This window comes from Labedella endophytica (genome assembly GCF_003990045.1).
Taxonomy (GTDB): domain Bacteria; phylum Actinomycetota; class Actinomycetes; order Actinomycetales; family Microbacteriaceae; genus Labedella; species Labedella endophytica.
This window is the reverse complement of the sequence record NZ_RZGZ01000002.1, coordinates 1,129,032-1,150,752: the sequence shown is the minus strand read 5'-3', so window position 1 is coordinate 1,150,752 and position 21,721 is coordinate 1,129,032. Positions and strand designations below refer to the sequence as shown.

General features: G+C 70.5%; 19 protein-coding genes. 10 read left to right on the top strand and 9 right to left on the bottom strand.

The window, feature by feature from the left end; translation table 11 throughout:
* Positions 1–26 precede the first annotated feature (26 nt).
* The 7 genes from ELQ94_RS08885 to ELQ94_RS08860 all read right to left on the bottom strand — a co-directional run bounded on the left by ELQ94_RS08885 (position 27) and on the right by ELQ94_RS08860 (position 11,964).
* Entirely contained in the window at positions 27–1,517 is a 1,491-nt protein-coding gene (locus tag ELQ94_RS08885; RefSeq protein ID WP_243696931.1) for an MFS transporter, read from the bottom strand.
* A 212-nt stretch (positions 1,518–1,729) separates the two neighbouring features.
* Complete coding sequence (locus ELQ94_RS17565; protein ID WP_243696930.1) at positions 1,730–1,915, bottom strand: hypothetical protein; 186 nt, start codon at positions 1,913–1,915, stop codon at positions 1,730–1,732.
* 165 nt (positions 1,916–2,080) lie between these two features.
* Entirely contained in the window at positions 2,081–2,557 is a 477-nt protein-coding gene (locus tag ELQ94_RS17560; RefSeq protein ID WP_243696929.1) for an alpha/beta hydrolase, read from the bottom strand.
* A gap of 85 nt (positions 2,558–2,642) precedes the next feature.
* Positions 2,643–3,467, bottom strand: coding sequence for an alpha/beta fold hydrolase (locus ELQ94_RS08875; protein ID WP_127049268.1), 825 nt, complete (start codon positions 3,465–3,467; stop codon positions 2,643–2,645).
* 98 nt (positions 3,468–3,565) lie between these two features.
* The gene (locus ELQ94_RS08870) at positions 3,566–6,331 is read right to left on the bottom strand and encodes a helix-turn-helix transcriptional regulator (protein WP_208007595.1); all 2,766 of its coding nucleotides are present in this window, start codon (positions 6,329–6,331) and stop codon (positions 3,566–3,568) included.
* A 97-nt stretch (positions 6,332–6,428) separates the two neighbouring features.
* A complete protein-coding gene (locus ELQ94_RS08865; protein WP_127049266.1) occupies positions 6,429–10,763 on the bottom strand; it encodes an FtsK/SpoIIIE domain-containing protein in 4,335 nt (1,444 codons plus the stop codon).
* A gap of 55 nt (positions 10,764–10,818) precedes the next feature.
* The gene (locus ELQ94_RS08860) at positions 10,819–11,964 is read right to left on the bottom strand and encodes a hypothetical protein (protein WP_127049264.1); all 1,146 of its coding nucleotides are present in this window, start codon (positions 11,962–11,964) and stop codon (positions 10,819–10,821) included.
* A 128-nt stretch (positions 11,965–12,092) separates the two neighbouring features.
* Between ELQ94_RS08860 and ELQ94_RS08855 the strand changes: the two genes are divergently transcribed.
* Together ELQ94_RS08855 and ELQ94_RS08850 are read left to right on the top strand one after the other, a co-directional pair.
* Entirely contained in the window at positions 12,093–13,019 is a 927-nt protein-coding gene (locus tag ELQ94_RS08855) for a hypothetical protein (protein ID WP_127049262.1), read from the top strand.
* On the top strand, positions 13,012–13,770 hold the full coding sequence (locus tag ELQ94_RS08850; protein ID WP_127049260.1) for a hypothetical protein: 759 nt from the start codon (positions 13,012–13,014) through the stop codon (positions 13,768–13,770). Before ELQ94_RS08855 ends, ELQ94_RS08850 begins: the two co-directional genes overlap by 8 nt.
* A gap of 16 nt (positions 13,771–13,786) precedes the next feature.
* On the opposite strand, the gene ELQ94_RS08845 is transcribed toward ELQ94_RS08850, so the two are convergent.
* Both ELQ94_RS08845 and ELQ94_RS08840 read right to left on the bottom strand, forming a co-directional pair.
* Positions 13,787–14,170: a cupin domain-containing protein gene (locus ELQ94_RS08845; protein ID WP_127049258.1), complete on the bottom strand. Its 384-nt coding sequence runs from the start codon at positions 14,168–14,170 to the stop codon at positions 13,787–13,789.
* Positions 14,167–14,655 (bottom strand): HIT family protein, encoded by a 489-nt coding sequence (locus ELQ94_RS08840; RefSeq protein WP_243696928.1) that lies wholly within the window; start codon positions 14,653–14,655, stop codon positions 14,167–14,169. Before ELQ94_RS08840 ends, ELQ94_RS08845 begins: the two co-directional genes overlap by 4 nt.
* A 58-nt stretch (positions 14,656–14,713) precedes the next feature.
* Between ELQ94_RS08840 and ELQ94_RS08835 the strand changes: the two genes are divergently transcribed.
* The 8 genes from ELQ94_RS08835 (at position 14,714) to ELQ94_RS08800 (ending at position 21,711) form a co-directional block, all read left to right on the top strand.
* Positions 14,714–15,505, top strand: coding sequence for a hypothetical protein (locus ELQ94_RS08835; protein WP_127049254.1), 792 nt, complete (start codon positions 14,714–14,716; stop codon positions 15,503–15,505).
* Between the two features lie 57 nt (positions 15,506–15,562).
* A complete protein-coding gene (locus ELQ94_RS08830) occupies positions 15,563–16,225 on the top strand; it encodes a TrmH family RNA methyltransferase (RefSeq protein WP_127049252.1) in 663 nt (220 codons plus the stop codon).
* A 140-nt stretch (positions 16,226–16,365) separates the two neighbouring features.
* Complete coding sequence (locus tag ELQ94_RS08825; protein ID WP_127049250.1) at positions 16,366–17,223, top strand: ABC transporter ATP-binding protein; 858 nt, start codon at positions 16,366–16,368, stop codon at positions 17,221–17,223.
* The gene (locus tag ELQ94_RS08820) at positions 17,220–17,891 is read left to right on the top strand and encodes an ABC transporter permease (protein ID WP_127049248.1); all 672 of its coding nucleotides are present in this window, start codon (positions 17,220–17,222) and stop codon (positions 17,889–17,891) included. The genes ELQ94_RS08825 and ELQ94_RS08820 overlap by 4 nt, the downstream gene beginning before the upstream one ends.
* Positions 17,888–18,718 carry an ABC transporter permease gene (locus ELQ94_RS08815; RefSeq protein WP_127049246.1) on the top strand — a complete coding sequence of 277 codons (831 nt, stop codon included), beginning with the start codon at positions 17,888–17,890 and terminating at the stop codon, positions 18,716–18,718. Before ELQ94_RS08820 ends, ELQ94_RS08815 begins: the two co-directional genes overlap by 4 nt.
* A gap of 23 nt (positions 18,719–18,741) precedes the next feature.
* Entirely contained in the window at positions 18,742–19,698 is a 957-nt protein-coding gene (locus tag ELQ94_RS08810; RefSeq protein WP_127049244.1) for an ABC transporter substrate-binding protein, read from the top strand.
* Positions 19,699–19,883: 185 nt separating this feature from the next.
* The gene (locus tag ELQ94_RS08805; protein ID WP_127049242.1) at positions 19,884–20,366 is read left to right on the top strand and encodes a DUF3151 domain-containing protein; all 483 of its coding nucleotides are present in this window, start codon (positions 19,884–19,886) and stop codon (positions 20,364–20,366) included.
* A gap of 58 nt (positions 20,367–20,424) precedes the next feature.
* Positions 20,425–21,711 carry an adenylosuccinate synthase gene (locus ELQ94_RS08800; RefSeq protein WP_127049240.1) on the top strand — a complete coding sequence of 429 codons (1,287 nt, stop codon included), beginning with the start codon at positions 20,425–20,427 and terminating at the stop codon, positions 21,709–21,711.
* The last annotated feature ends 10 nt before the right edge of the window (positions 21,712–21,721 follow it).

Sequence of the window (21,721 nt, the reverse complement as noted above, 5' to 3'; positions counted from 1 at the left end):
GAAGTTTTCAGTGGGGAGAGGTGGGGTCAGGCGGCGTGGATGGGAGCGCGGTCGCCGGTCGGGAGGAGGTCTTCCTTCGGGCCTCGGATGAGGGCGAACGCGATCACGGCGGCGAGGGCCATCCCGATCGCGGCCGCGACGAACGCCGCGGAGTAGCCGTCCACGAGAGCGGCGGGTGACGCCGCCGCCGCGTGGCCGGATGCGCTCGCGTACACGGTCGTGAAGATCGACAGCCCCACCGATCCGCCGATCTGCATCGACGCGTTCGCCGTGGCGCTCGCCGCACCCGGGTCGTGCGGGGCGACACCCGAGAGCGCCACGTTCTGCAGCGGGACGAACAGCATGCCCATGCCGATGCCGAGCACGACCAGCCCCGGAAGCACTTCGAGGAGGTAGGACCCGCCCGGGGTGATCCGGCTGAGCAGGGCCAGGCCGACAGCGCCGACGATCGGGCCGCCGATCATGAGCGGACGCGGGCCGAACCGGGACAGGAGTCGCGTCGCGATCGGGGCGACGATCGCGATCGCGACGGTGAGGGGCAGCGTCGCGACACCGGCGAGCAGCGGCGCGAAACCGAGCACGATCTGCAGGTGGAACGTGAGGTACAGCAGCGCGCCGATCATGACGCTGCCGGCGATCGCCTGGAGGAGGAACGCTCCGCCGCGCACACGATGCGTGACGACGCGGAGGGGCAGGAGCGGCTGCGCCACGCGGGACTCGATCCACACGAACAGCACGAGGAGCCCGACGCCCGCGGCGATGAAACCGATCGTGTCGGCACGCGCCCAGCCGTTCTCGGCGAGCGTGAAGCCGTAGACGAGGCTGCCGAGACCGGCGACGACGGTGATCGCGCCGAGCACGTCGTAGCGGTTGTCGCCCTCCGCGCGGCTCTCGCGCAGCAGCGCGATGCCGGCGATGAGGCCGACGATCACGACGGGAACGTTGACCCACAGGCACCAGCGCCAATCGGCGAACTCGGTGAGGAGACCACCGAGTACGAGGCCGACGGCCGCGCCGGCACCGGCGACCGATCCGAACACCGCGAAGGCCGTGTTGCGGTCGCGGCCGTTCGGGAACGTGACGGTGAGGAGGGCGAGGGCGGCGGGGGCCATGAGTGCGGCGAAGAGGCCCTGCACGCCGCGCGCAGCGATGAGGTCGGTGCCGCTCTGAGCGAATCCGCCCCACACGGAGGCGAGGCCGAAGCCCACCATCCCGACGAGGTACGTGCGCTTGCGTCCCCAGTAGTCGGCGATGCGGCCACCGAGCAGGAGCAGCGCACCGAACGCGAGCGCGTAGGCCGTGATGACCCACTGGCGCTCGGTGTCGCTCAGGCCGAGGCTCACCTGCGCCTGCGGGAGGGCGATGTTCACGATCGTGCCGTCGAGCACGACGATGAGCTGCGTGAGGGAGAGGATGACGAGGATCCACCAGCGGTGCACGGGGCGGGCGGCGCCGGACGCGACGGTGGGCGACGAACCGGTGGCGGGCTGGGCGGGTTGAGGGGGCGCGACGGACACGAGGGAACCTTTCGACGGGACTGGAGGGGGATGAGGGGTTTCCAGCCCGGATCGCCGCGTTTTCGCCGGCTCGACCACCCCGACTCGTGGTCGGGCGTCGTCGATTCTACCCGACCCCCTGACGCACGCGTAAGGCGCTCTCACTCCCCCGCTGAGAATCCCTGTGGTGCCGGCGTTCTCGAACACCACAGGGATTCAGTGGGGGGTACGCGTCACGCGTTCGCCAGGTGTCGAGTGGTCGCGTTGACCTCGGCCCATTCGAGCGCGCGGTCGGCGACCGCTTCCCACCCGGGTGCGGCGCACGTCCAGTGGTCGCGACCCTCGAACTCCTCGTACTCGGTGAGCGCCGGCGACTTCTTGTAGTGCTTCGCGTTCGAGCGGTTCACGCTCGGCGGCATGATGTGGTCCTTCTCCCCGCCGATGAACAGGAGAGGGGCCCTGTCGGCGTCGTAGTCGACCCAGGTCTCCTGCTTGCCCGGCGTGAAGTTCGCGAGCAGACCGTACGCCCAGATCCAGTTGCCGGGCGCGGCGATCGCGTAGCGCTCCCAGGCGGAGTCGGAATCCTAGCGCGACAGTGTGTTGGTGAACGCGTAGTGGAACTCCTCCTGCGTGAAGGCGACCGCCTTGTGGATGTTCGCCGGGTTCTTGAGGGCGGGGAAGAGCGATCGCGCTTGCGACAGGGGCGTCATCCGCACGCCCTCCGTCGGCGCCGAATCGATCACGACGCCGGCCGAACCCAGCCCGCGCGCGAGCAACAGTTGCGTGAGAGTGCCGCCGAACGAGTGACCCATGATGATCGGCGGAGTATCGAGACCCGCGATGATTGCGGCGAGGTGTTCGACCACGGCGGGAACGGAGAGGTTCGCGATGATGTCGGGGTTCTTCCGCAGCTCCTCGACCTCGATCTCGAAGCCGGGATACGCGGGGGTGACGACGTGATACCCCTTCGCCTCGTAGTACGGGACCCAGTGCTCCCAGCTGCGGGGAGTCATCCAGAGGCCGTGGACGAGCACGACGGTATCGGTGGTGGCGGCGGTCATGGTGGTCTCGCTTTCGTGTCGGATGGGGCGGGGTGTGGGCGGTGCGGAGCGGCCGAGCCCTTCGACAGGCTCGGGGAACGTGCGATCAGGAATCGATGAACGCGAGCAGGTCGGCGTGCAGGCGGTCGCGCTCCGTGTCCGGTAGTCCGTGCGCACCGCCCTCGTATACGAGGAGCTGTGCGCCATCGATGGCGGCGGCGCTGCGCTTCCCACCCACCTCGAACGGGACGATCTGGTCGTCGTCGCCGTGGATGATGAGGGTGGGGACGTCGACCGCGGCGAGATCCGGCCGGAAGTCCGTGGCCGAGAAGGCCGCGATGCACTCGAAGGCGCCGCGGTGCCCGCTCGCCATCGACTGCAGCCAGAAGGCGTCGCGGACGCCGGCGGACACGTCGGCGTTGCGGTTGTGGCCGAAGAATGGACCGTCGGCGAGGTCGCGGTAGAGCTGCGAGCGGTCGGCGAGTTCGCCCGCCCGGATCCCGTCGAAGACCTCGATCGGGAGCCCGTCGGGATTGTCCTCGCCGCGGAGCATGAGCGGCGGAACGGCGGAGATGAGCACCAGGCGCGCCACCCGGGCGCTTCCGTGGCGTCCGACGTAATGGACGATCTCCCCGCCGCCCGTCGAGTGACCGACGAGGGTGACACCCGTGAGGTCGAGCTCGTCGAGGAGCGCGGCGAGGTCGTCGGCATACGTGTCCATCTCGTTGCCGTCCCACGTCTGGCTCGAGCGCCCGTGACCGCGGCGGTCGTGCGCGATGACGCGGTGGCCGTTCGTGGCGAGGAAGAGCGCAGCCGCGTCCCACGCGTCGGCGTTGAGCGGCCAGCCGTGACTGAGGAGGACGGGCGAACCGTCACCGCCCCAGTCTTTGTAGAAGATCTCCGCACCGTCCGGTGCCGTGATGACAGGCATCGTGGCCTCCTTCGTCTCGTCGTGCTTCGAGGATGACCGGAAGCGGCGCGAAGCGGACCACGTGTGGTGCGTAGTCCTCACCCACGGCTCACGAGCCGTCAGGGGTCGAGGAGGCCGAGCCGTTCGGCGAGGAGTCGACGGGAGGAGATGCCGAGCTTCTGGAAGACCTTCCGGAGGTGGTAGTCGACGGTACTGGTGCTGATGAAGAGGGCCGACGCGATCTCCGCGTTCGTCCGCCCGCGAGCGGCCAGCCGCGCGACGGCGGACTCCTGCGGCGTGAGACTCGACGGGTCCGCTCGGACCTCGGCCTGACGGTCTCCCGTCTTCTCGAGCTCCGCGCGGGCACGCGCCGCGAAGACCGGGGCCTCGACGCGTTCGAAGACGTCGAGCGCGAGTCGTAGTTCCGTGCGCGCGTCCCGTCGACGGCGCTGCCGACGCAACCACTCGCCGTAGAGGAGATGTGCCCGACCGAGGTCGGCGGGCGTCCCCGCTTCCGAGAGCAGGTCGACGGCGCCCCGATGCAGAGGTTCCGCCTCGAGTGCATCGCCGAGCAGGAGGGCCCGGCAGCGTGTGACGACCCCGGTGAGCCACGGCGAGTCGATCGCGGCGGAGACAGGCTCGAGGCGCTCCATCGCCGCGAGAGCCGCCGTGCCGTTGCCGCTGCGCTCCGCGGCCTCGACGAAATCGGTGAGCTCGTGCGGGGTGATGTGGAGGAACGGTTCCTCGACGAAGGGTTTCAACCGCTCGAAGGCGTCGCGATAGTGCCCGGCCGCGATGTCCTGGATCGCCACGGCCCGCACACCGGACGAGTGCACGCCCCCGAACCCGAGGGCGAGGACGGCCTCCGCGATACCGAGCACGGTCGCCGGAGGCGCCCCGCTCCAGGCGAGCTGCGCCGCGTTCACGACGTGTTCGGCCGGGAAGCCCATCGCCCGACGAACCTCGCGGACGTGCTCGAGCGACCGACCGGCCGCGGCGGGGTCGCCGCGGCCGAGGCGGAGGAGGCTCTGCGTCCAGAGAGCGGCGTCGAGGATGCGGAGCGACCCGCGTTCGCGCGCCACTCGGACGAGCCGGTTCAAGAGGTCGTCACCCGTCTCCCCGTCCCAGAGCGCCGTGCAGAGCACCGCACCGAGGGCGCCGTAGTCGAGGATGTCGTCGTCGGGACGTGCGTGCAGGGTGGCGACGGCGGTTCGGAGTCGCGGCGCCGCCTCGGCGGGCGCATCGAGGATGAGGGAGGCGAGCGCCGAGAGGATGATGCCGAGGGGGTCGTCGGCGCGCTCGCCGACCGCCGACCGGATGCGCCGACCGATCGCGTCCACCGTCGTTCCGGCGAGGCTCCGTTCGGCGGGTAGCGCGTACTGGAATGCGAAGAGGAGCGCACGTCGCTCACGCTCCGGCGCCGTCGGTGCGAAGGCGTCAGCCGCGTCGAGCATCTCCGCCGACGCTCGAGCCACGTGGACGGGATCGGCGAGGAAGGCCGCGAGTGACGCGCGGACGGCGATGGTCCGCCCCCGCTGCACGTCGTCGAGCTGCTCGCCGGGGATGCGGTCGACGAGATCCAGGGCGAGCCGCGCCGCTCCCGCCAGGCCGGCGGCCTCAGCGGCGTCGAGCAGGCGGGCGGCTCGCCGGGGGCCCATGGAGGTGAGGTCAGCGGCGCGGGCGAGGAGTCGGGCGCGCGAGGCGAACCCGCCGCGTCGCCCGGCGCGGTCGGCGACCTCCTGCAGCCGATCGGCTGCGTCGTCGTCGACACCGAACGCTGCCTCGGCGCGGTGCCAGGCGGCGAGTTCGACGAGACCGCGGGCGAGCGCCTCCGCCCCGAGGGCCGTGTGAGCGTGACGTCGATCCTGCGCCGCGGCTCCGCCGTAGACGGCCGAGCGGACGAGCGGGTGCCGGAAGCGGATCGTCGTGCCGACCGAGACGAGCCCGGCAGCCTCGGCGGCGGTGGCGGCGCGGGCCGGGATCCCCAACCGGTCGACGGCCCTCTCGATGAGGAGCGGGTCGCCGCCGGACGCCGCGGCCGCGACGAGCAGCCAGGACTGCACGTCGGGGTCGTGCGCCCGAACCGTGGCGAGATAGTGTCCCTCGAGGCGATGCCCGATCGGGACGGGGCCCTCCGAGAGGCTCAACTCGGACAGGCGTCCCGGCGTGAGGTCACGCGCGAGGTCGACGAGAGCGAGCGGGTTCCCGCCCGTCTCCTCCGCGACCCGGACGGCGACGACCGGGTCGATCGGCTGCTCGGAGGACCGGCTGACGAGGGCGACCGCTGCAGGTACGTCGAGTCCGGTGAGTCGCAGCTCCGGGAGTCCGGCGAGCAGGGCGTCCGCCGGGGCGCCGTCGCGGAGGGCGATGAGCAGGAGGATCGACTCCGCGTCGAGTCGTCGCGCGACGAATGCGAGCGCTCCGAGCGACTCGGGATCGAGCAGGTGGGCGTCGTCGACGACCACGACCACGGGTCCGCCCGTCGTGCTCTCGGCGATGAGGGCGAGGAGCGCGAGTCCGACGAGGAACGGCTCGGGAGGCGGACCGGCCGCGTACCCGGTGGCGACCCGCAGCGCCGTCGCGAAACGGGGAGGGAGGGCGTCGATGTGGTCTGCGAGGGGCATGCCGATGCGTTGCACACCCGCGAAGGGGAGGGTCGACTCGGCTTCGAAGCCGTCGACGGAGAGGAGGAGGACGTCCGTCAGCTGAGCCGTCGCGGCTCGGACGAGGCTCGTCTTCCCGATCCCGGGATCGCCGCGCACGACGAGACTGCCTCCCGAGCCGTCGCGGGCGGCTGACACGAGCGCGGCGAGGACCCGACGTTCCTCGGCGCGGCCGACGAGTGGAACCTGTGCGTCTCCGATGCGCCACAGGCTACAGCGCACACCGCCGTCCTGTCACTCGTTCTTCTCCCCGCTGACGTTCCTCTGTGTCGTTGAGAGATCGATCACCGAATGAGTTCTTCGACGGGGCGGGGAGGAGTCAGGCGCGGATGTCGGGCACCTGGATCGGGGTGTACTCGCCGTCGCGGAAGAGCACGCCGCCGCCGGCCGGGGTCTTGCCGAGCATGAACTTCGGGATCTGCGACGCGAACGCCTGCGTGCCCGTCATCGAGTTCGCCGGCGACAGGACGATGCCGCGTCGCGCCTTCTTCGCCTCCACGTAGGGCCCTCCGAAGATGCTCGACACGGCCTCCGTCGTGAGGGCGACGATGAAGACGAGGTCGCGCTTCGCTCCGATGAGCGCGTGCTCGAGGGGGGAGTCCCGCAGCGTCTCGACGTCGTCGACGACGATCGTGAGCGGACGCCCGCTCACCGACTCGACGAGCTCGGCGATCGCCTCCGGACCGGTCGACGTGTCGGAGATCACCGCGACGGAGTGGCCCGCCGCGACCTCGGTGAGCGTCGAGGCCTTCGTCGCCACGACGGCCACGGGCGCGCTCGACCACGCCAACTGATGCACGATCGCGGCGAGCGCCGAGGAGCGTCCGGTACCACGGTCGCCGACCACGACGAAGCCGCCCTCCTCCGGCCAGTCGAGCGTGAAGCGCGAGAGGGTGTCGCCGCCGACACCCACGACGGGCAGCTCCGCACGGCTGTTCGCCGAACGCGGCAGCGCATACGCCGCCGAGAGGGCCACGTACGACGGGAGCGGGTCGACGTGGAACGGCTGCGGCAGCTCGGCGAGCTCGGGGAACGACGCGAAGTGCTCGGTCACGTGCGCAACGATCGCACGGAGCGTCGCGGTCTGGCCCTCGCCGGTGGAGTCGCGGCTGAGGAGCGCGAGCTGCGCCTCCGTGCCGGCGGGACCGTAGAGCGCACGCCCCGGTGGCATGTTCGGCGGCACCTCGCGGATCATGATGCCCGCGGAGCGGTAGTCGTTCACATCGCGCATCGGCAGCACGTACTGCGTGTCGATGAAGCTCGAGATCTTGTCTCCCGTGACGCTGCGGTCGGCCGAGACGATCACACGGATGCCGACGGCCGGCCCCTCGCGGAGGACCCGCATGAACTGCTCGCGGAACGAGATGATCTCGTCGGCGGAGAGGGTCGACGACAGCCTCTCCCAGCCGTCCACGACGACGAGGGCGAAGGGCAGTGCCTCGGCCGGGTCCACGATGCGACGCTGCTCGACGATGTTGCCGACGCCCGCCCGGGACAGCGTGTTCTGGCGGATGCCGAGCTCCTCGACGAGTCGCGCCATGAGGCGCGGCAGCCGGCCCTGCTCGAGCGCCGTGACGACGGCACCGGTGTGGGGTGCCTCGGTGAAGGGCAGGAGTGCGCCGTTGCCGTAGTCGGCGACGTACAGGTGGAGGTCGGCGGGGGTGAAGTTCTGGATCGCTTGCGCGAGCAGTGTGCGCAGCGCGCTCGTGCGGCCGGACAGTGCGCCGCCGAAGAACAACAGGTGCGAATCCGTCGCCACGTTCCACGTGAGCGTGCGCTGGGTCTGCTGCGCGGGAACGTCCTCCGTGCCGAGCACGATGTCGCCCTCGGCTCGCGCGTCGGACGCGAACCGGTCGAGCGTGAGCAGTGTGGGCAGCGGGACGAGCCACGGGGACGGATTCTTCTTGACACCCATCCGGGCGCTCGCCTCGCCGATGAGGTTGACGAGCGCGCGCAGGTCCGTGTCGTCCTGGTCGAGGATCGCCTGGGGAGCGGAGGCTTCACCTGAGGCGAAGCGCGGCGGGAAGCCGAGGGTCGACCAGTCGAGGGGGGCATGCGGCGGGAGCACCTTGCGGCTGCGCTGCACGCCCGGCCGGATGCCGGCGACCCGGGCCGTCTGGAACGGCATGGGAACGGTGCCGGCGCCCGTGCGCACGAAGCCGCGGCCGGGCGTGGAGGCGCTGATGAGCGCAGCCTCACCGCTGCCGAGCACGTCGCTCGAGTCGCCGCGGTCCGTCACCCGGAGGGCGACGCGGAGGTTGATGTTCGACTGCATCTCCGGCGTGATCACACCGGAGGGGCGCTGGGTCGCGAGAACGAGGTTCACGCCGAGGGAACGGCCGACGCGCGCGATGCGCACGAGGCCGTTGATGAAGTCCGGCAGCTCCGTCTTGAGCTCGGCGAACTCGTCGATCACGATCATGAGTCGGGCGAGGCCGTTGCGGGCGGCAGCGTCGGCGTCCTTCGACCACGCGGAGTCGATGTCCTTCGCGCCGAGGTCCCGGAGCACGCGCTCGCGGCGCTTGAGCTCGGCGTCGAGGGACGCGAGCGCGCGTTCGGTCTCGCGGGCGTCGAGGTTCGTCACCATGCCGACGGTGTGCGGCAGGCGCTCGCAGTCCGCGAACGCCGATCCGCCCTTGTAGTCGACGAGCACGAAGTTGAGCGCGTCGGGGCGGTTCGCCATCGCGAGCGACACGACGAGCGCCTGCAGGAACTCCGACTTTCCGGAGCCGGTCGTGCCGGCGACGAGGGCGTGGGGTCCGTCTGTCACGATGTCGAGGGCGAACTCGCCCTCGGCTCCCGCGCCCACGACGACGTACGTCTGCCGGGGAGCGACGGTCCATCGGTTCACGAGCACGCTCGGGTCGTCGAGGTCGACGCCGAGTAGCTCGGCGTAGCGCACGCTCGTAGGGAGGAGGCCCTCGTCGCCCGCTCCGCTCACGTGCACGATCGAGCACAGGTTGCGCGCGATCGTCTCCGCCGAACCGAGCGAGACGCCGTCGAGGAGCACGCTCGGGTAGTAGTTGTCGTCCGTCTCGAAGCGGGCGAGGCTGTGGTCGCTCGGGTCGACGGCGACCACCGTGGCGCACTCCTCGGGGAGGCGGGAGCGGTCGGAGTCGATCGCGATCACATGGATGCCGTAGGTGGCCCCCGAGGCGAGCAGCTGCACCATCCCGGGCAGCATGCGGTAGCGCCGCGCGCCGTCGATCACGACGACGACGTGCGACTCGAACGCCGTGCGCGTGCCGGCGCGCATGCGCGCGTCGAGCATCGCGGTCACCTCGCGCAGGCGCTCCCGGCGGGTGTCGTCCGTGTTGCCGATGAGCGAGACGACGCTCTCGCCGAGCTGGAGGTGCGGGAGCCACTGCGCCCAGCCCCAATCGGAGGACCCGTCGGTGTCGCACAGCACCACGAGCTGGAGGTCGCGCGGCGAGCGGAGCGTGGCGAGCGACGTGAGCATCGCGCGAAGCGTGCTGCGTGTGACGTCCTCCGGTCCGGCGATGCCGACGACGCCGGCTTTGAGGTCCGCGGACACGGGCGCGGGGGAGACCCCGACCCGGCGTTCGGTCATCTTGTCCTTCTGTGACCCGCCCTCGAATCGCACGTCGAGGTCCACCTCGGTGACCCCCAGCCGCACCTCGAGCGCATCCGGATCGCCGATCCGTCGCTCCCAGAGCCGCGAGAGCGGGCGGTTGGCGATGTCCCGCACGATCACGGGATCTGGACGGCGGTACCAGGAGTCGAGCCGCTGCTCCTTCACGAGCAGGTCGATGCGCGCCTTCGTGTCCTTCACGTCCTGCACCCACTGGGCCTCGGTGCGTTCGCCCTTGCGCTTCTGCAGCCGCTTGTTGGTGAGGAACGAGCCGATGACCATGACGGGCGACGCGGCGGCCATGAGGAGCATGACCGGGCGCTGGAACAGGAACGCCATCGTGACGCCGAGGATCACGGGGATCACGGCGGACAACCACGGCAGGGGAGACGCGTCGGATTCCTCGGGCTTGTCGCCGGGCAGCTGCACGGCGGGCTGAGGTCGCTGCGGCTGGATGCGCGACGGCCGGTTGAATGCGCGCATGCCGCGCCCGTCGGGGGCGATGTCGGCGTCCGAGGCGGGGGCGACTCCGATGCGGAACAGTCCGCTACCGATCTGGACGAGGTCGGCGGGAACGAGGGTGATGGCACCCGAACGCTCCTCGCCGTTGATCCAGACGGGGTTCGCGGCCGAGAGGGAGGCCGTGAGGGCGCCTCGGCGCTCGCCGTCCCCGGCGTCGAGGGTGATCGTGGCGTGCTGATCGGCGAGCCACGGGTCGGCGATGCGGATGTCCGCCGTCGAGCCGCTGCCGAGGGAGAGCGTCCCGCCCGGCCGCAGCGCGATCGTCTCACCCGAGAACGGCCCCCCGACGACCTCGAGGCGCGGCCAACCGGCGGGCAGGTCCGCGGCATCGGTGCGGGGCAGCGCCGCCCCCGTGAGAAGGGCGCCATTGAGGACGCCCGACTGAGCGATCGCCGTGTCCGGGGCGGCCGGCACGAGCTCGCCGGGCGCGACCTTCAACGACTCCGCGATCTCGGCGACCGTCGTGGACTCGTCCACCTTCAGGAGCCAGGAACCGTCGGTGCCCGAGTGCGGGTTCTGGACGCTCAGTCGCAAAGTCATCGGGAGAGTGCTCCATCCAAGGGGGCGGTGAGGGGAGAGGAAGAGGGGTCGCGGATCATCCGGAGGCCCGATCGAGGAGGCCGATGAGCCCGTCGAAGACGCTCGCGTCGGTGTCCGGCGTGTCTTCCACGGGCACGCGAGTGGGCACGACCGTCTGCGCCTCCGGGAGTCCGCGGGACGCGACGGGGCCCGGGAGCGGCGCGGTCGCGAGGGCTCCGCTCACGAGGGTGACGCTGCCGGAGGTCTGCTCGCCGTCCGCCGTGACGACGGAGAAGGAGAACTGGTCGACCGGTGCGTCGGTGGACCGGAACTCGGCCGTGCCGTCCGCGCGGCACACGACGGTTCCGAGCACCGCGGTGCCGCAGCCGGCGATCACGGGGGCGTCCTCGCCGCTCGAGGCGGCGAGGGCCGCGAGGTCGATCTCCGTCGTGCCGTCCCTCTCGGAAGTCACGACGGTGTGGAGCGCTGTGAGTGTCGACGGTCCGGTCGGGTAGAGCGAGACGGTGAGCGCCGCGTCCTGCGACTCCTGGCCGAGGTCGTCGACCGCGCGCACGGAGAGTTCGACGTCGCCGGTGAAGTCGGGGGCTGCGGCGAAGACGACGTGGGTCGACGTGACGCCGAGGGTGCCCGCGCTCGCCGGTGAGACGCTTCCCGCCAGGATCCGGGGACCACCCTCCGCGCCGCACAGCGTGCAGAGGACCTCGAGGTCGGAGAGCGGGATCAGCACGCGCGAGCCCTGCGCGAACGGTGTCGGGGCCGTCCGCGACTCGATCACGGGAGATTCTGGCGGCGCGAGGCCGACGCGGTACACGACGGTGAGCGTCGTGGCCCCTGTCGTGAGCGTCACCGGCACGTCCTGCCGCTCGAGCTCGGGATCGAAGTCGGGTGCCGAGAAAGTGAGCGTGGTCGGTTCGCACGTGACACCGATGCCGGCGGGGGCGACGACGCCTGCGCAATCGGCGATCGTCCAGCCCTCGGCGGGCGAGACGCCGATCTCGGAGCGGTACGGCACGTCGACGACCGTGATCGAGGTGGGTTCGACCGCCGCGTCCTCGGTCGATGCGTCCCAGACCGTCGCCGCGGCAGGTCCGGCGATCGCGGCGGCTCCGAGGAGGACGGCGGCGACGATCGCGCCGAGGGCGACCGGGCGGGCGGCGAGCGCACGGCGCAGCCGCGACAGCGTCCTCGCGTGGTCGCTCATGCGTCGATCGTCCCCTCCGGACCTCCCCGGGGGAGTGTGGTCCGTCGCCACTATGCTAGGTCGTGCCGTCCGGCCGGGACAGTCAGGGGTGACCACATCGGTTTCCGCCCGGTGGGCCGAGGGGATGCATGGACAGCGCCGCTTCGCAGTTCCGCCGGGATCGCCGGAACGCCCAGAACGCCGAGAGCGCGCAGAATCAGCAGGCGCGCGACGCCGCGGCCGACGCCTCCTCCGCAGCGGTGAGCGGCGAGACGATCGGCTGGGATCCCGAGCGCGAGGTCGTCGTGTCCGCGTCCGCGATCCCCACAGCCGCCGCGGCCACGTGGGCACCCGCGTCCGATGCGCAGCAGCCAGCCGCCCCGTCCGCCGCGGTCATCCCCGCGTCGGTGCCGCCGTCAGGTGCCCCGGATGTCCCGTTCACTCCCGCCGCTGCCCCGGGGCAGGCCGCAGCGCCCGCACCGGCTCCGGCCGCCGCCCCGCTCCCGCCGGCGGATCCGTCCCGCGGCGGCGAGAGCGTCCGCCTCGGTTGGGATGTCGGGCAGCCCGCCCTCTACTCCGGTGAGGCCCCGGCGGTCGCTCCCGTGAAGCGCGGGCTCGTCTCCGGCGCGACGGTGCTCCCCGAGATCACAGAAGCCCCTCCCGCGCCGCGGAAGCTCTGGAAGCATCCCGCGTTCATCGTGTCCTCGATCACGACGGTCCTCGCGCTCGGCGTCGCCGTCACCCTCCTCGTCCTCGCTGCCGTCTCCGGGGGGCCGCCGCGCGTCACGGGCCTCGATATCACGGAGGGGAGCGGCGGCGTCGCGCTCGCGTGGAGCGGTCCGAACACGGCCTACGACCTCTACGTCGTCGGCAGCGACGGAACGATCACCGACATCTCGCAGATCGTCCGCGGGAGGGACGCGTGGATCCCGCGCACGTTCGCGTACTTCGACGACGACTCGTGCTTCGTGGTGCGGGCCGAGAGTGTCACGGGCGACGTGTCGCTTTCGGCCGACGCGCTCGAGGAGCAGGGGGCCGCGAGCACGTGTGTGGCCGACGCGGACGACGGTGCGTAGCCGCCTCGTCGCCGGGGCGGCGCTCGTCGCGGCGCTCGCCCTGTCGGGCTGCACGACCGCGGCCGAACCGGTCCCTACGGAGACGCCGTCGAACGTCGACCTCTCGCAGGTCGACGTCACCGACGTCGAGCGCAACGGCATCGAGTACCTGTCCGGCGAGAGCGCGATCGACGCGGTCCTCGCCGCGATGGACGACGCCGGCCCCGTCACGATGTCGGGCACGTTCCAGGAGCGCGCGGACGAGGACGGTGGCGGTCCCACGCGGCGCCTCGAGATCACCTTCGAGGGCACGGAAACACGCTTCCGGGCCGAGGTCACGGCGGCGGGTGTGACGGCCCAGGCGATCGTCGTCGATGGTCGCGCCTACGTCACGGGCGACGCGGGCTTCGCCGCGCTGCTCGGCGTTCCCGAGGCCGACGGCGGCACCGTGTGCCTCGCCTCCGACGACCGCCGCATCGTCGCGTGGGCCCCGGCGTTCTCCCCGTCCGCGCTCGTCGCGTCGATCCTCCGGCCCTCCGACGGGGTCTCGCTCGACGCGGCCGCGGGTGCCGACCTCGAAACCGCGTCGATGGAGTTCGTGATCGGCTCTGGGGGCTCGCCCATCGGCTCCCTCGAGGTCGCGACGACCGGCCCGGCCGTGCCGCTCCGCCTCGTCGCGGCGGATCCCCGTGGCGACGTCGACGTGTCCTTCGCGTGGGACGTCGAACCGCAGATCGCCGCCCCGACGGACCTCGCCGTCCCCTGCGCCTGAGCCGAGCGGACTTCGCCTAGCGGAGATCGCCCAGCTGGCGTTCGACGGGCACGGTGCGCTCGCTGATCACGTTCCCCGTGTGCGCGGTCGTGACGGTCTCGATCAGGACGATGTGCACTTCCTCCTCCGCCACCGGGTTGTGCTGCACGCCGCGCGGGACGACGTAGAACTGGCCAGGGGTGAGCACCACTTCCTGATCGTCCGGCAGCTGGATGCGGAGTCGACCCGAGACGACGATGAACATCTCGTCCTCCGCGTCGTGGGCGTGCCACATCAGCTCACCGAGGAGCTTCGCGACCTTCACGTACTGGTCGTTCACCTGCCCGACGACCCGGGGCGTCCAATGCGCCACGACCTTCTCGAGTTCTGCGGCGACATCGATGCCGGGGATGACTGTCATGACCCCATTCTGGTCCCCAGTACGGTCCGGAGTCGCCGCGCGAACGACGCGCGCTCCTCGGATGGCACGAAGACGTCGAGCGGCCGTGTCTCGTAGAGCCGGTCGTCCGGGTAGCGCGGGAAGACGTGGACGTGCAGGTGCCAGACATCCTGGTCGCCGTCCGGTTCGTTGTGCTGTCGGGTGGAGACTCCGGAGCACCCGTAGGACCCTCGCATCCCGCGCGCGACCTCCTGAACGAGGTCCATGACGCCGTGGAGGTCCGGCGACGTGATGTCGTAGAGGTTCTCCACGTGGGTGCGGGGGACCACGATGACATGGCGCGGGTTGCGCGCCCACCACCGTGGCGAGATGAACGCGACGGCTCTTTCCCGCTCGGCCACGACGTCGGCGGCGATCGGCGCGTCCATCGGGGTTCCCGCGATGAGCGCGCAGAACGGACACCGGTAGCCCTCCGGCTCGTGCGACGTCGCTCGCAGGTCCTCCACGACTCGACCGTAGCCCGATGACGCAGGGAGGTCTGTCGACACATGGGATGCTGCTGCCATGGCTCGTGAGAAGAAGCTCCCCGCCCCGGTCCCTCCCGGCACCACCGCGCGGTACTGGGTATCGGGGTACGAGCCGGGCGACACCGTGGACTGGAGGTCGGTCGACGTCGCCGCGCTCCGCGCCTACCCGAAGGTCCTGTCCACCATCGATCCGAAGGGCCGGTACCACGAGGGCAAGCGCTACGAGAGGTTGCCGTTCTGGGTGTGGCCCCTCTTCGTGGTGATGCTCGCCGCATTCGGCTCACCGATCTGGGCGTTCTCGACCCTGTTCTCGCAGGGGTGGCGCAGTTCGTCGACGCCGTTCGACTGGACCACGCGCCTGCCTGTCGCGGGTGTCCTCTACGGCATCGCGTTGGTCATCACGGTGGTCTTGGTCGTGGGCTACTTCGTCGCGGGCCGCCGGGGAGGCATCGCGCGGGGTTACAGCGGGGTCCTCTTCGCCCTCGGTCTTCTCAGTTCGTTCGGGCTGCTGGCGAGGGGCGACGTGCGCGCCGAGGTCCTCTACGGCGATCAATGGATGTTCTTCATCCTCGCCGCGACGGGGATCGCCGGGGTGTCGGTCATCGTCCTGCTGGTATTCCGGGAACGCCCCGCCCTGACGGACGACGGGGAGAAACCGTCGCCGACGATCACGGCCTTCAGGAAGCTTCCACCGAGGGAGCAGGAGGCGGTACAGGCGGATATCCGCGAGGCGCTCGACGACCTGGAGGCGCGGAACGTGATCGACGCCGAGCAGGCGGCGTCCGCTCGTCGAGCCGAGCCGGGGATGCTCCGCCGGCACGCGTCCTGATCGACGACCGTCGACGGCGGGGTCGGGGCGGAGCCGCACGCGTCCTAGGGTGGACGGGTGCAGCGCCCAGCGGACGACCAGAATCGGAGCCTCGAGAACCCGAGCCCCGAACACACGACGCACGGCGTGGGACCGTGGATCGGGGAGCTTCCCGACGACCCGCGCTACGACCAGGAGCTCCTCGAGCGAGGGGACACCCGCAACGTCGTGGACGCCTATCGCTACTGGTCGATGGAGGCGATCGTCGCCGATCTCGATGCGCGCCGTCACCCGTTCCACGTGGCGATCGAGAACTGGCAGCACGACATGAACATCGGGTCGATCGTGCGCACCGCGAACGCGTTCCTCGCGGAGACCGTGCACATCGTCGGACGGCGGCGCTGGAACAAGCGCGGAGCCATGGTCACGGATCGTTATCAGCACGTGATCCACCACGAGACCGTCGCCGATCTCGTGGACTGGGCCGCCGAACGCGGCATCCCCGTGATCGGCGTCGACAACGTCGACGGGTCGCGTCCGATCGACGAGCTGCCCCTCCCGGAACGCTGCGTCCTCCTCTTCGGCCAGGAGGGCCCTGGCCTGTCGGACGAGGCGATCGCGGCGTCCGAGAGGGTCGTGGAGATCCGGCAGTTCGGCTCGACGCGCTCGATCAACGCGTCGGCCGCTGCGGCCATCGTCATGCACGAGTGGGTGCGTGCCCACGCCATCCGACCGGCGTAGCGCATCGAACGAGAGATTGCCAAACGCGGATCCGCGCGGCGCTCCCCGGCGGCACCCCGTGGCGGGGTGTCGGTGGTTGTGCCTAGGCTTCTAAGTCCAGACGACCGGACGTCGATCCACACGAGGGGAGCCCGGTACTTATGATCGCTTTCGAGGGCGTTTCGAAGAGATTCCCCGACGGCTCCCTGGCCGTCGACGACTTCACACTCACCATTCCGTCCCGATCCACCACGGTGCTCGTCGGTTCCTCCGGCAGCGGCAAGACCACGCTGCTCCGGATGATCAACCGCATGGTCGATCCCACGGGTGGCCGCATCACCATCGACGGCGACGACGTGGCGAAACTCGACCCCGTGAAGCTGCGTCGGCGCATCGGCTACGTCATGCAGAACTCGGGGCTCCTGCCGCATCGCACGGTGATCGACAACGTCGCCAACGTGCCCATCCTCGACGGGGTGAAGAAGTCCGAGGCGCACGCACACGCACTCGAGCTGCTCGACACGGTCGGTCTCGACCGTTCGCTCGCGAAGCGGTACCCGGCGCAGCTGTCGGGCGGTCAGCAGCAGCGCGTCGGCGTGGCCCGCGGCCTCGCGGTGGACCCGAACATCCTGCTCATGGACGAACCCTTCGGCGCCGTCGACCCGCTCGTGCGCGACGAGCTCCAGCAGGAGCTCTTGCGCATCCAGCGCGAGCTGTCGAAGACCATCGTCTTCGTGACGCACGACATCGACGAGGCCTTCCTCCTCGGCGATCAGGTCGTCATCCTGCGCACGGGCGGCATCGTGGCCCAGGCGGGCACCCCGGCCGAGATCCTCGCGAATCCCGCCGACGAGTTCGTCGCGAGCTTCGTGGGGGCCGAACGTGGCCGTCGCGCGCTCCACATCGACGCGGAGCACGGCGATCGTGTGCTCGTCGACGGAACGGGCCGGGTCGCGGGAGTCCTCACCGACGGTCCCGGCGGTATGGCCGGGACGGCTGCGGGGTCGGCTCCGGAATGACCTGGGTCCTCGCCAACTTCGGCCAGATCTGGCGCCTCACGCTCGACCACATCGCGTTGAGCGTTCCGCCGATCCTGCTCGGATTCCTCATCGCGGTGCCGCTCGGGTGGATCGCGCATCGCTACGCGCCCTTCCGGGGCGCCATCCTCACCCTCGGAGGCCTGCTCTACACGATCCCGGGCATCGCCCTCTTCCTGTCCCTCCCCGTGATCCTCGGCACGCGCATTCTCGATCCGATCAACGTCGTCGTCGGCATGACGATCTACGCCGTCGCCCTGCTCGTCCGCACGGCAGCCGACGCGTTCGACGCGGTGTCGGGAGACGTGCGACAGTCGTCGGTCGCGATCGGCTACGGTCCCGTCCGTCGCTTCTTCGAGGTGGAGCTGCCGCTCGCCGGCCCCGTGCTGCTGTCGGGGCTCCGCGTCGTGTCGGCGAGCACCGTGAGCCTCGTCACGATCGGTTCGCTCATCGGTGTCTCGAGCCTCGGCTACTTCTTCCTCAACGGCCTCAACCGGCGCTTCCCCACCGAGATCTTCACGGGGATCGTGGGGGTCATCGTGATCGCCGTGGTCTTCGACCTGCTGCTCGTCCTCATCGGGCGGTTGCTGCTGCCGTGGGCCCACGTGGCCCGTCAGCGCGAGCGACGCGGACGGGGGGCGGCCGCGTGAACTCCTTCCTCGGCGCCCTCGCCTGGCTCGCCGACCCCGCCAACTGGGCGGGCGACGACGGCATCCCCGTCCGCCTCCTCGAGCACATCGGAATCACCGCCGTGGCCGTGTTCATCGCGGCGGTCATCGCCATCTCGCTCGGCCTCTTCATCGGGCACACGGGGCGCCTCTCGTTCCTCGTCGTGAGCACGACGGGGGCCCTCCGTGCACTGCCCACCCTGGGGCTCCTCGTACTGTTCGCGCTCTGGCTCGGCATCGGGATCGGGCCCGTGATCATCGTTCTCGTCATCCTGGCCATCCCGCCGCTGCTCGCGGGCGCCTATGCGGGCGTCGAATCGGTCGACCGCGCCACGATCGATGCCGCGCGCGCCATCGGCATGACGGAGTGGCAGATCCTCACTCGGGTCGAGGTGCCGCTCGGGCTGCCGATCATCGTCGGCGGCCTGCGTTCCGCCGTGCTCCAGGTGGTCGCGACCGCGACGATCGCGGCCTACCTGCCGATCGGCGGCCTCGGGCGGTACATCTTCGATTTCCTGCCGCTGCGCCGCTTCGAGCCCGTCTTCGCCGGGGCGATCCTCGTGACGGTGCTGGCCCTCGTGCTGGAGGGCGTGTTCGCGGCGATCCAGCGGCTGGCCGTCCCGAAGGGTGTCCGGATCCTCCGCGGCTCGCCCGCAGCGCTCGGCGCCGGACGCCCTGCTCGCGTCGAACCCGCCGCCGACTCCGATGGTGCCGATTCCGGCGGCGCCGATTCCGATCGGCCGGAATACGGTGGCGGCCCCACGTCTTCTCCTCCTGCATCACACACGCACTCACACCCCACGCAGTAATCCCCACACAGTAAGGAATCCCCATGTTCACGAAACGACGCAATGGTGTCGCGCTCGGGCTGCTCGCAGCCGGTGCCGCCCTGACGCTCGCCGCGTGCTCCAGCTCCGACCCCCTCACGGGGGAAGGCGGCGGCTCGGACTCCGACGGCGGATCCGGTGACTCGCAGTCGATCGCGATCGGATCGGCCGGCTTCGCCGAGTCCGAGATCATCGCGGAGATCTACGCCCAGGCCCTCGAGGCCAACGACTACACGGTCGAGCGCACGATGCAGATCGGTCAGCGCGACGCCTACGTCGCGGCCCTCGAGGACGGCTCGATCGATCTCGTCCCCGACTACAGCGGCAACCTCTTGCAGTTCTACGCCCCCGACAGCGAGGCCGTCACGAGCGACGAGGTCTACACGGCCCTCGGCGACGCGCTGCCCGACGGCTACGAGGTGCTCGAGCAGTCCGCGGCCGAGGACAAGGACAGCTACAACGTCACGGCCGAGTTCGCCGAGCAGTACGGGCTCGAGAGCCTCACCGACCTCATGACGGTCGACGTGCCGCTCATCGTCGGTGGCAACCCCGAGCTCGCCGAGCGCCCCTACGGACCCACCGGTCTGCAGGAGATCTACGGTGTTCCGTCCGGCAACATCCAGTTCGAGCCGATCAGCGACTCGGGTGGACCACTCACCGTGCAGGCTCTCCTCGACGGAACCGTGAACCTCGCGAACATCTACACGACCACTCCGGCGATCGCGGACAACGGACTCGTGACGCTCGAGGACCCCGAGAACATGATCCTGCCGCAGAACGTGCTGCCGCTCATCAACTCGGACGCCGCGACCGACGAGGTCGCCGAGATCCTGGACGCCGTGTCGGCCGAGCTGACCACGGAGGACCTGATCGAGCTCAACGGCCGCAACCAGGGTGACGAGAAGGCGGCACCGGCCACTCTCGCGACCGACTGGCTCGCCGACAAGGGCCTCTTCCAGTAACCCCACGGCCCTCCCCGAAAGGGCTACTCCCGATCGAGGGCGCCAGGTATACCTGGCGCCCTCGATGCGTATCTATAGCCCTCGACCGCAGCGGTCGGGCGCGGGGAGTCCGCGCCAGGCCCAGAAGACGACGCGGTTCGGATCGATCGGATGTGCTCCACAGGCGCGCGCGGTACGCTGGACGGGTGACTGGACACGACCTGTTGGGGATTCCCGAGACGCGGCTGCCTGCTGAGCCCGAGGTCGTCGACGCCCTCGCGGCGGCATCGACGATCGACGACATCGAGACGGTCGTCCGCACCCACCCCACGTCGTCCCTCGCCTGGGCCCTGCTCGCCGAGCACACGTTCCACCCGGCCTCCGCCCTCCAGTCGTATGCGTACGCACGCGTCGGTTACCACCGCGGTCTCGACTCGCTCCGCAAAGCGGGCTGGCGCGGTCAGGGCCCCGTGCCGTGGTCGCACGAGCCGAACCGCGGCGTCCTCCGTTCGCTCTACGCCCTGCGCAAGGCAGCGGCGGCGATCGGCGAGACCGACGAGGTCACGCGCCTCGACGACTTCCTCCGCGGAGCCGACGACACCGCCGTCGCCCGTATCGAGGGTCTCGGGGAGACCCGCGACGAACCCGCCCCGTCCACCGAGGCGTTCGTCATCCGCGGCCTGGACTGACCGGGCCGCGCAGTGATCTGACCGGGCACTCGTCCGGCCGAAGGAAAGGGCATCGAGCATGCCAGGAATCGTGATCGTCGGCGCCCAGTGGGGCGACGAGGGCAAAGGAAAGGCCACCGACCTCCTCGGAAGCCGCATCGACTACGTCGTCAAGTTCAATGGCGGTAACAACGCCGGACACACGGTCGTGGTCGGCAACGAGAAGTACGCGCTGCACCTCCTCCCGTCGGGCATCCTCACACCGGGTGTGACGCCGGTCATCGCCAACGGCGTCGTGATCGACCTCGAGGTGCTCTTCCACGAACTCGAGGCCCTCACCGCTCGCGGGGTGGACGTGTCGAAGCTGAAGGTGAGCGCGAACGCCCACCTCATCACGCACTACCACCGCACGCTCGACAAGGTCACGGAGCGTTTCCTCGGGAAGCGTCAGATCGGCACCACGGGCCGCGGGATCGGACCGGCCTATGCCGACAAGATCAACCGCGTCGGCATCCGCGTGCAGGATCTCTTCGACGAGAACATCCTCCGTCAGAAGGTCGAGGGTGCGCTCGACGTCAAGAACCACATGCTCGTGAAGATCTACAACCGGCGTGCGATCGCCGTGGACGAGATCGTCGAGGACCTGCTGTCCTACGTGGACCGGGTCCGCCCGATGGTCACCGACACGGCGCTCGAGCTGCACGAGGCGTTGGAGCGCGACGAGGTCGTGCTCTTCGAGGGTGGCCAGGCGACGATGCTCGACGTGGACCACGGCACCTACCCGTTCGTCACGTCGTCGAGCGCCACCTCCGGTGGAGCGGCCACGGGTTCGGGCATCGCGCCGAACCGCATCGACCGCGTCATCGGCATCGTCAAGGCGTACACGACCCGCGTCGGCGCCGGCCCGTTCCCCACCGAGCTCTTCGACGAGTCGGGCGACTACCTCCGCGCGACGGGCTTCGAATTCGGAACGACCACGGGGCGTCCGCGTCGTGTGGGTTGGTACGACGCCCCGATCGCCCGTTACGCGGCGCGCATCAACGGCGTCACGGACTTCGTCCTCACGAAACTCGACGTGCTCGACGACCTCGACACCATCCCGGTGTGCGTGGCGTACGAGGTCGACGGTGTGCGCGTCGAGGAGATCCCCGTCTCCCAGTCGGACTTCCACCACGCGAAGCCGATCTACGAGGAGTTCCCGGGCTGGAGGCAGGACATCACCGGCTGCCGCACGTTCGAGTCGCTCCCGAAGAACGCGCAGGACTACGTCCTCGCGCTCGAGGCGATGAGCGGATCGCGCATCTCGGTGATCGGTGTGGGTCCGGGCCGCGACGAGGTCGTCGTCCGCCACGACCTCCTCCCCTGACCCCTTCTCA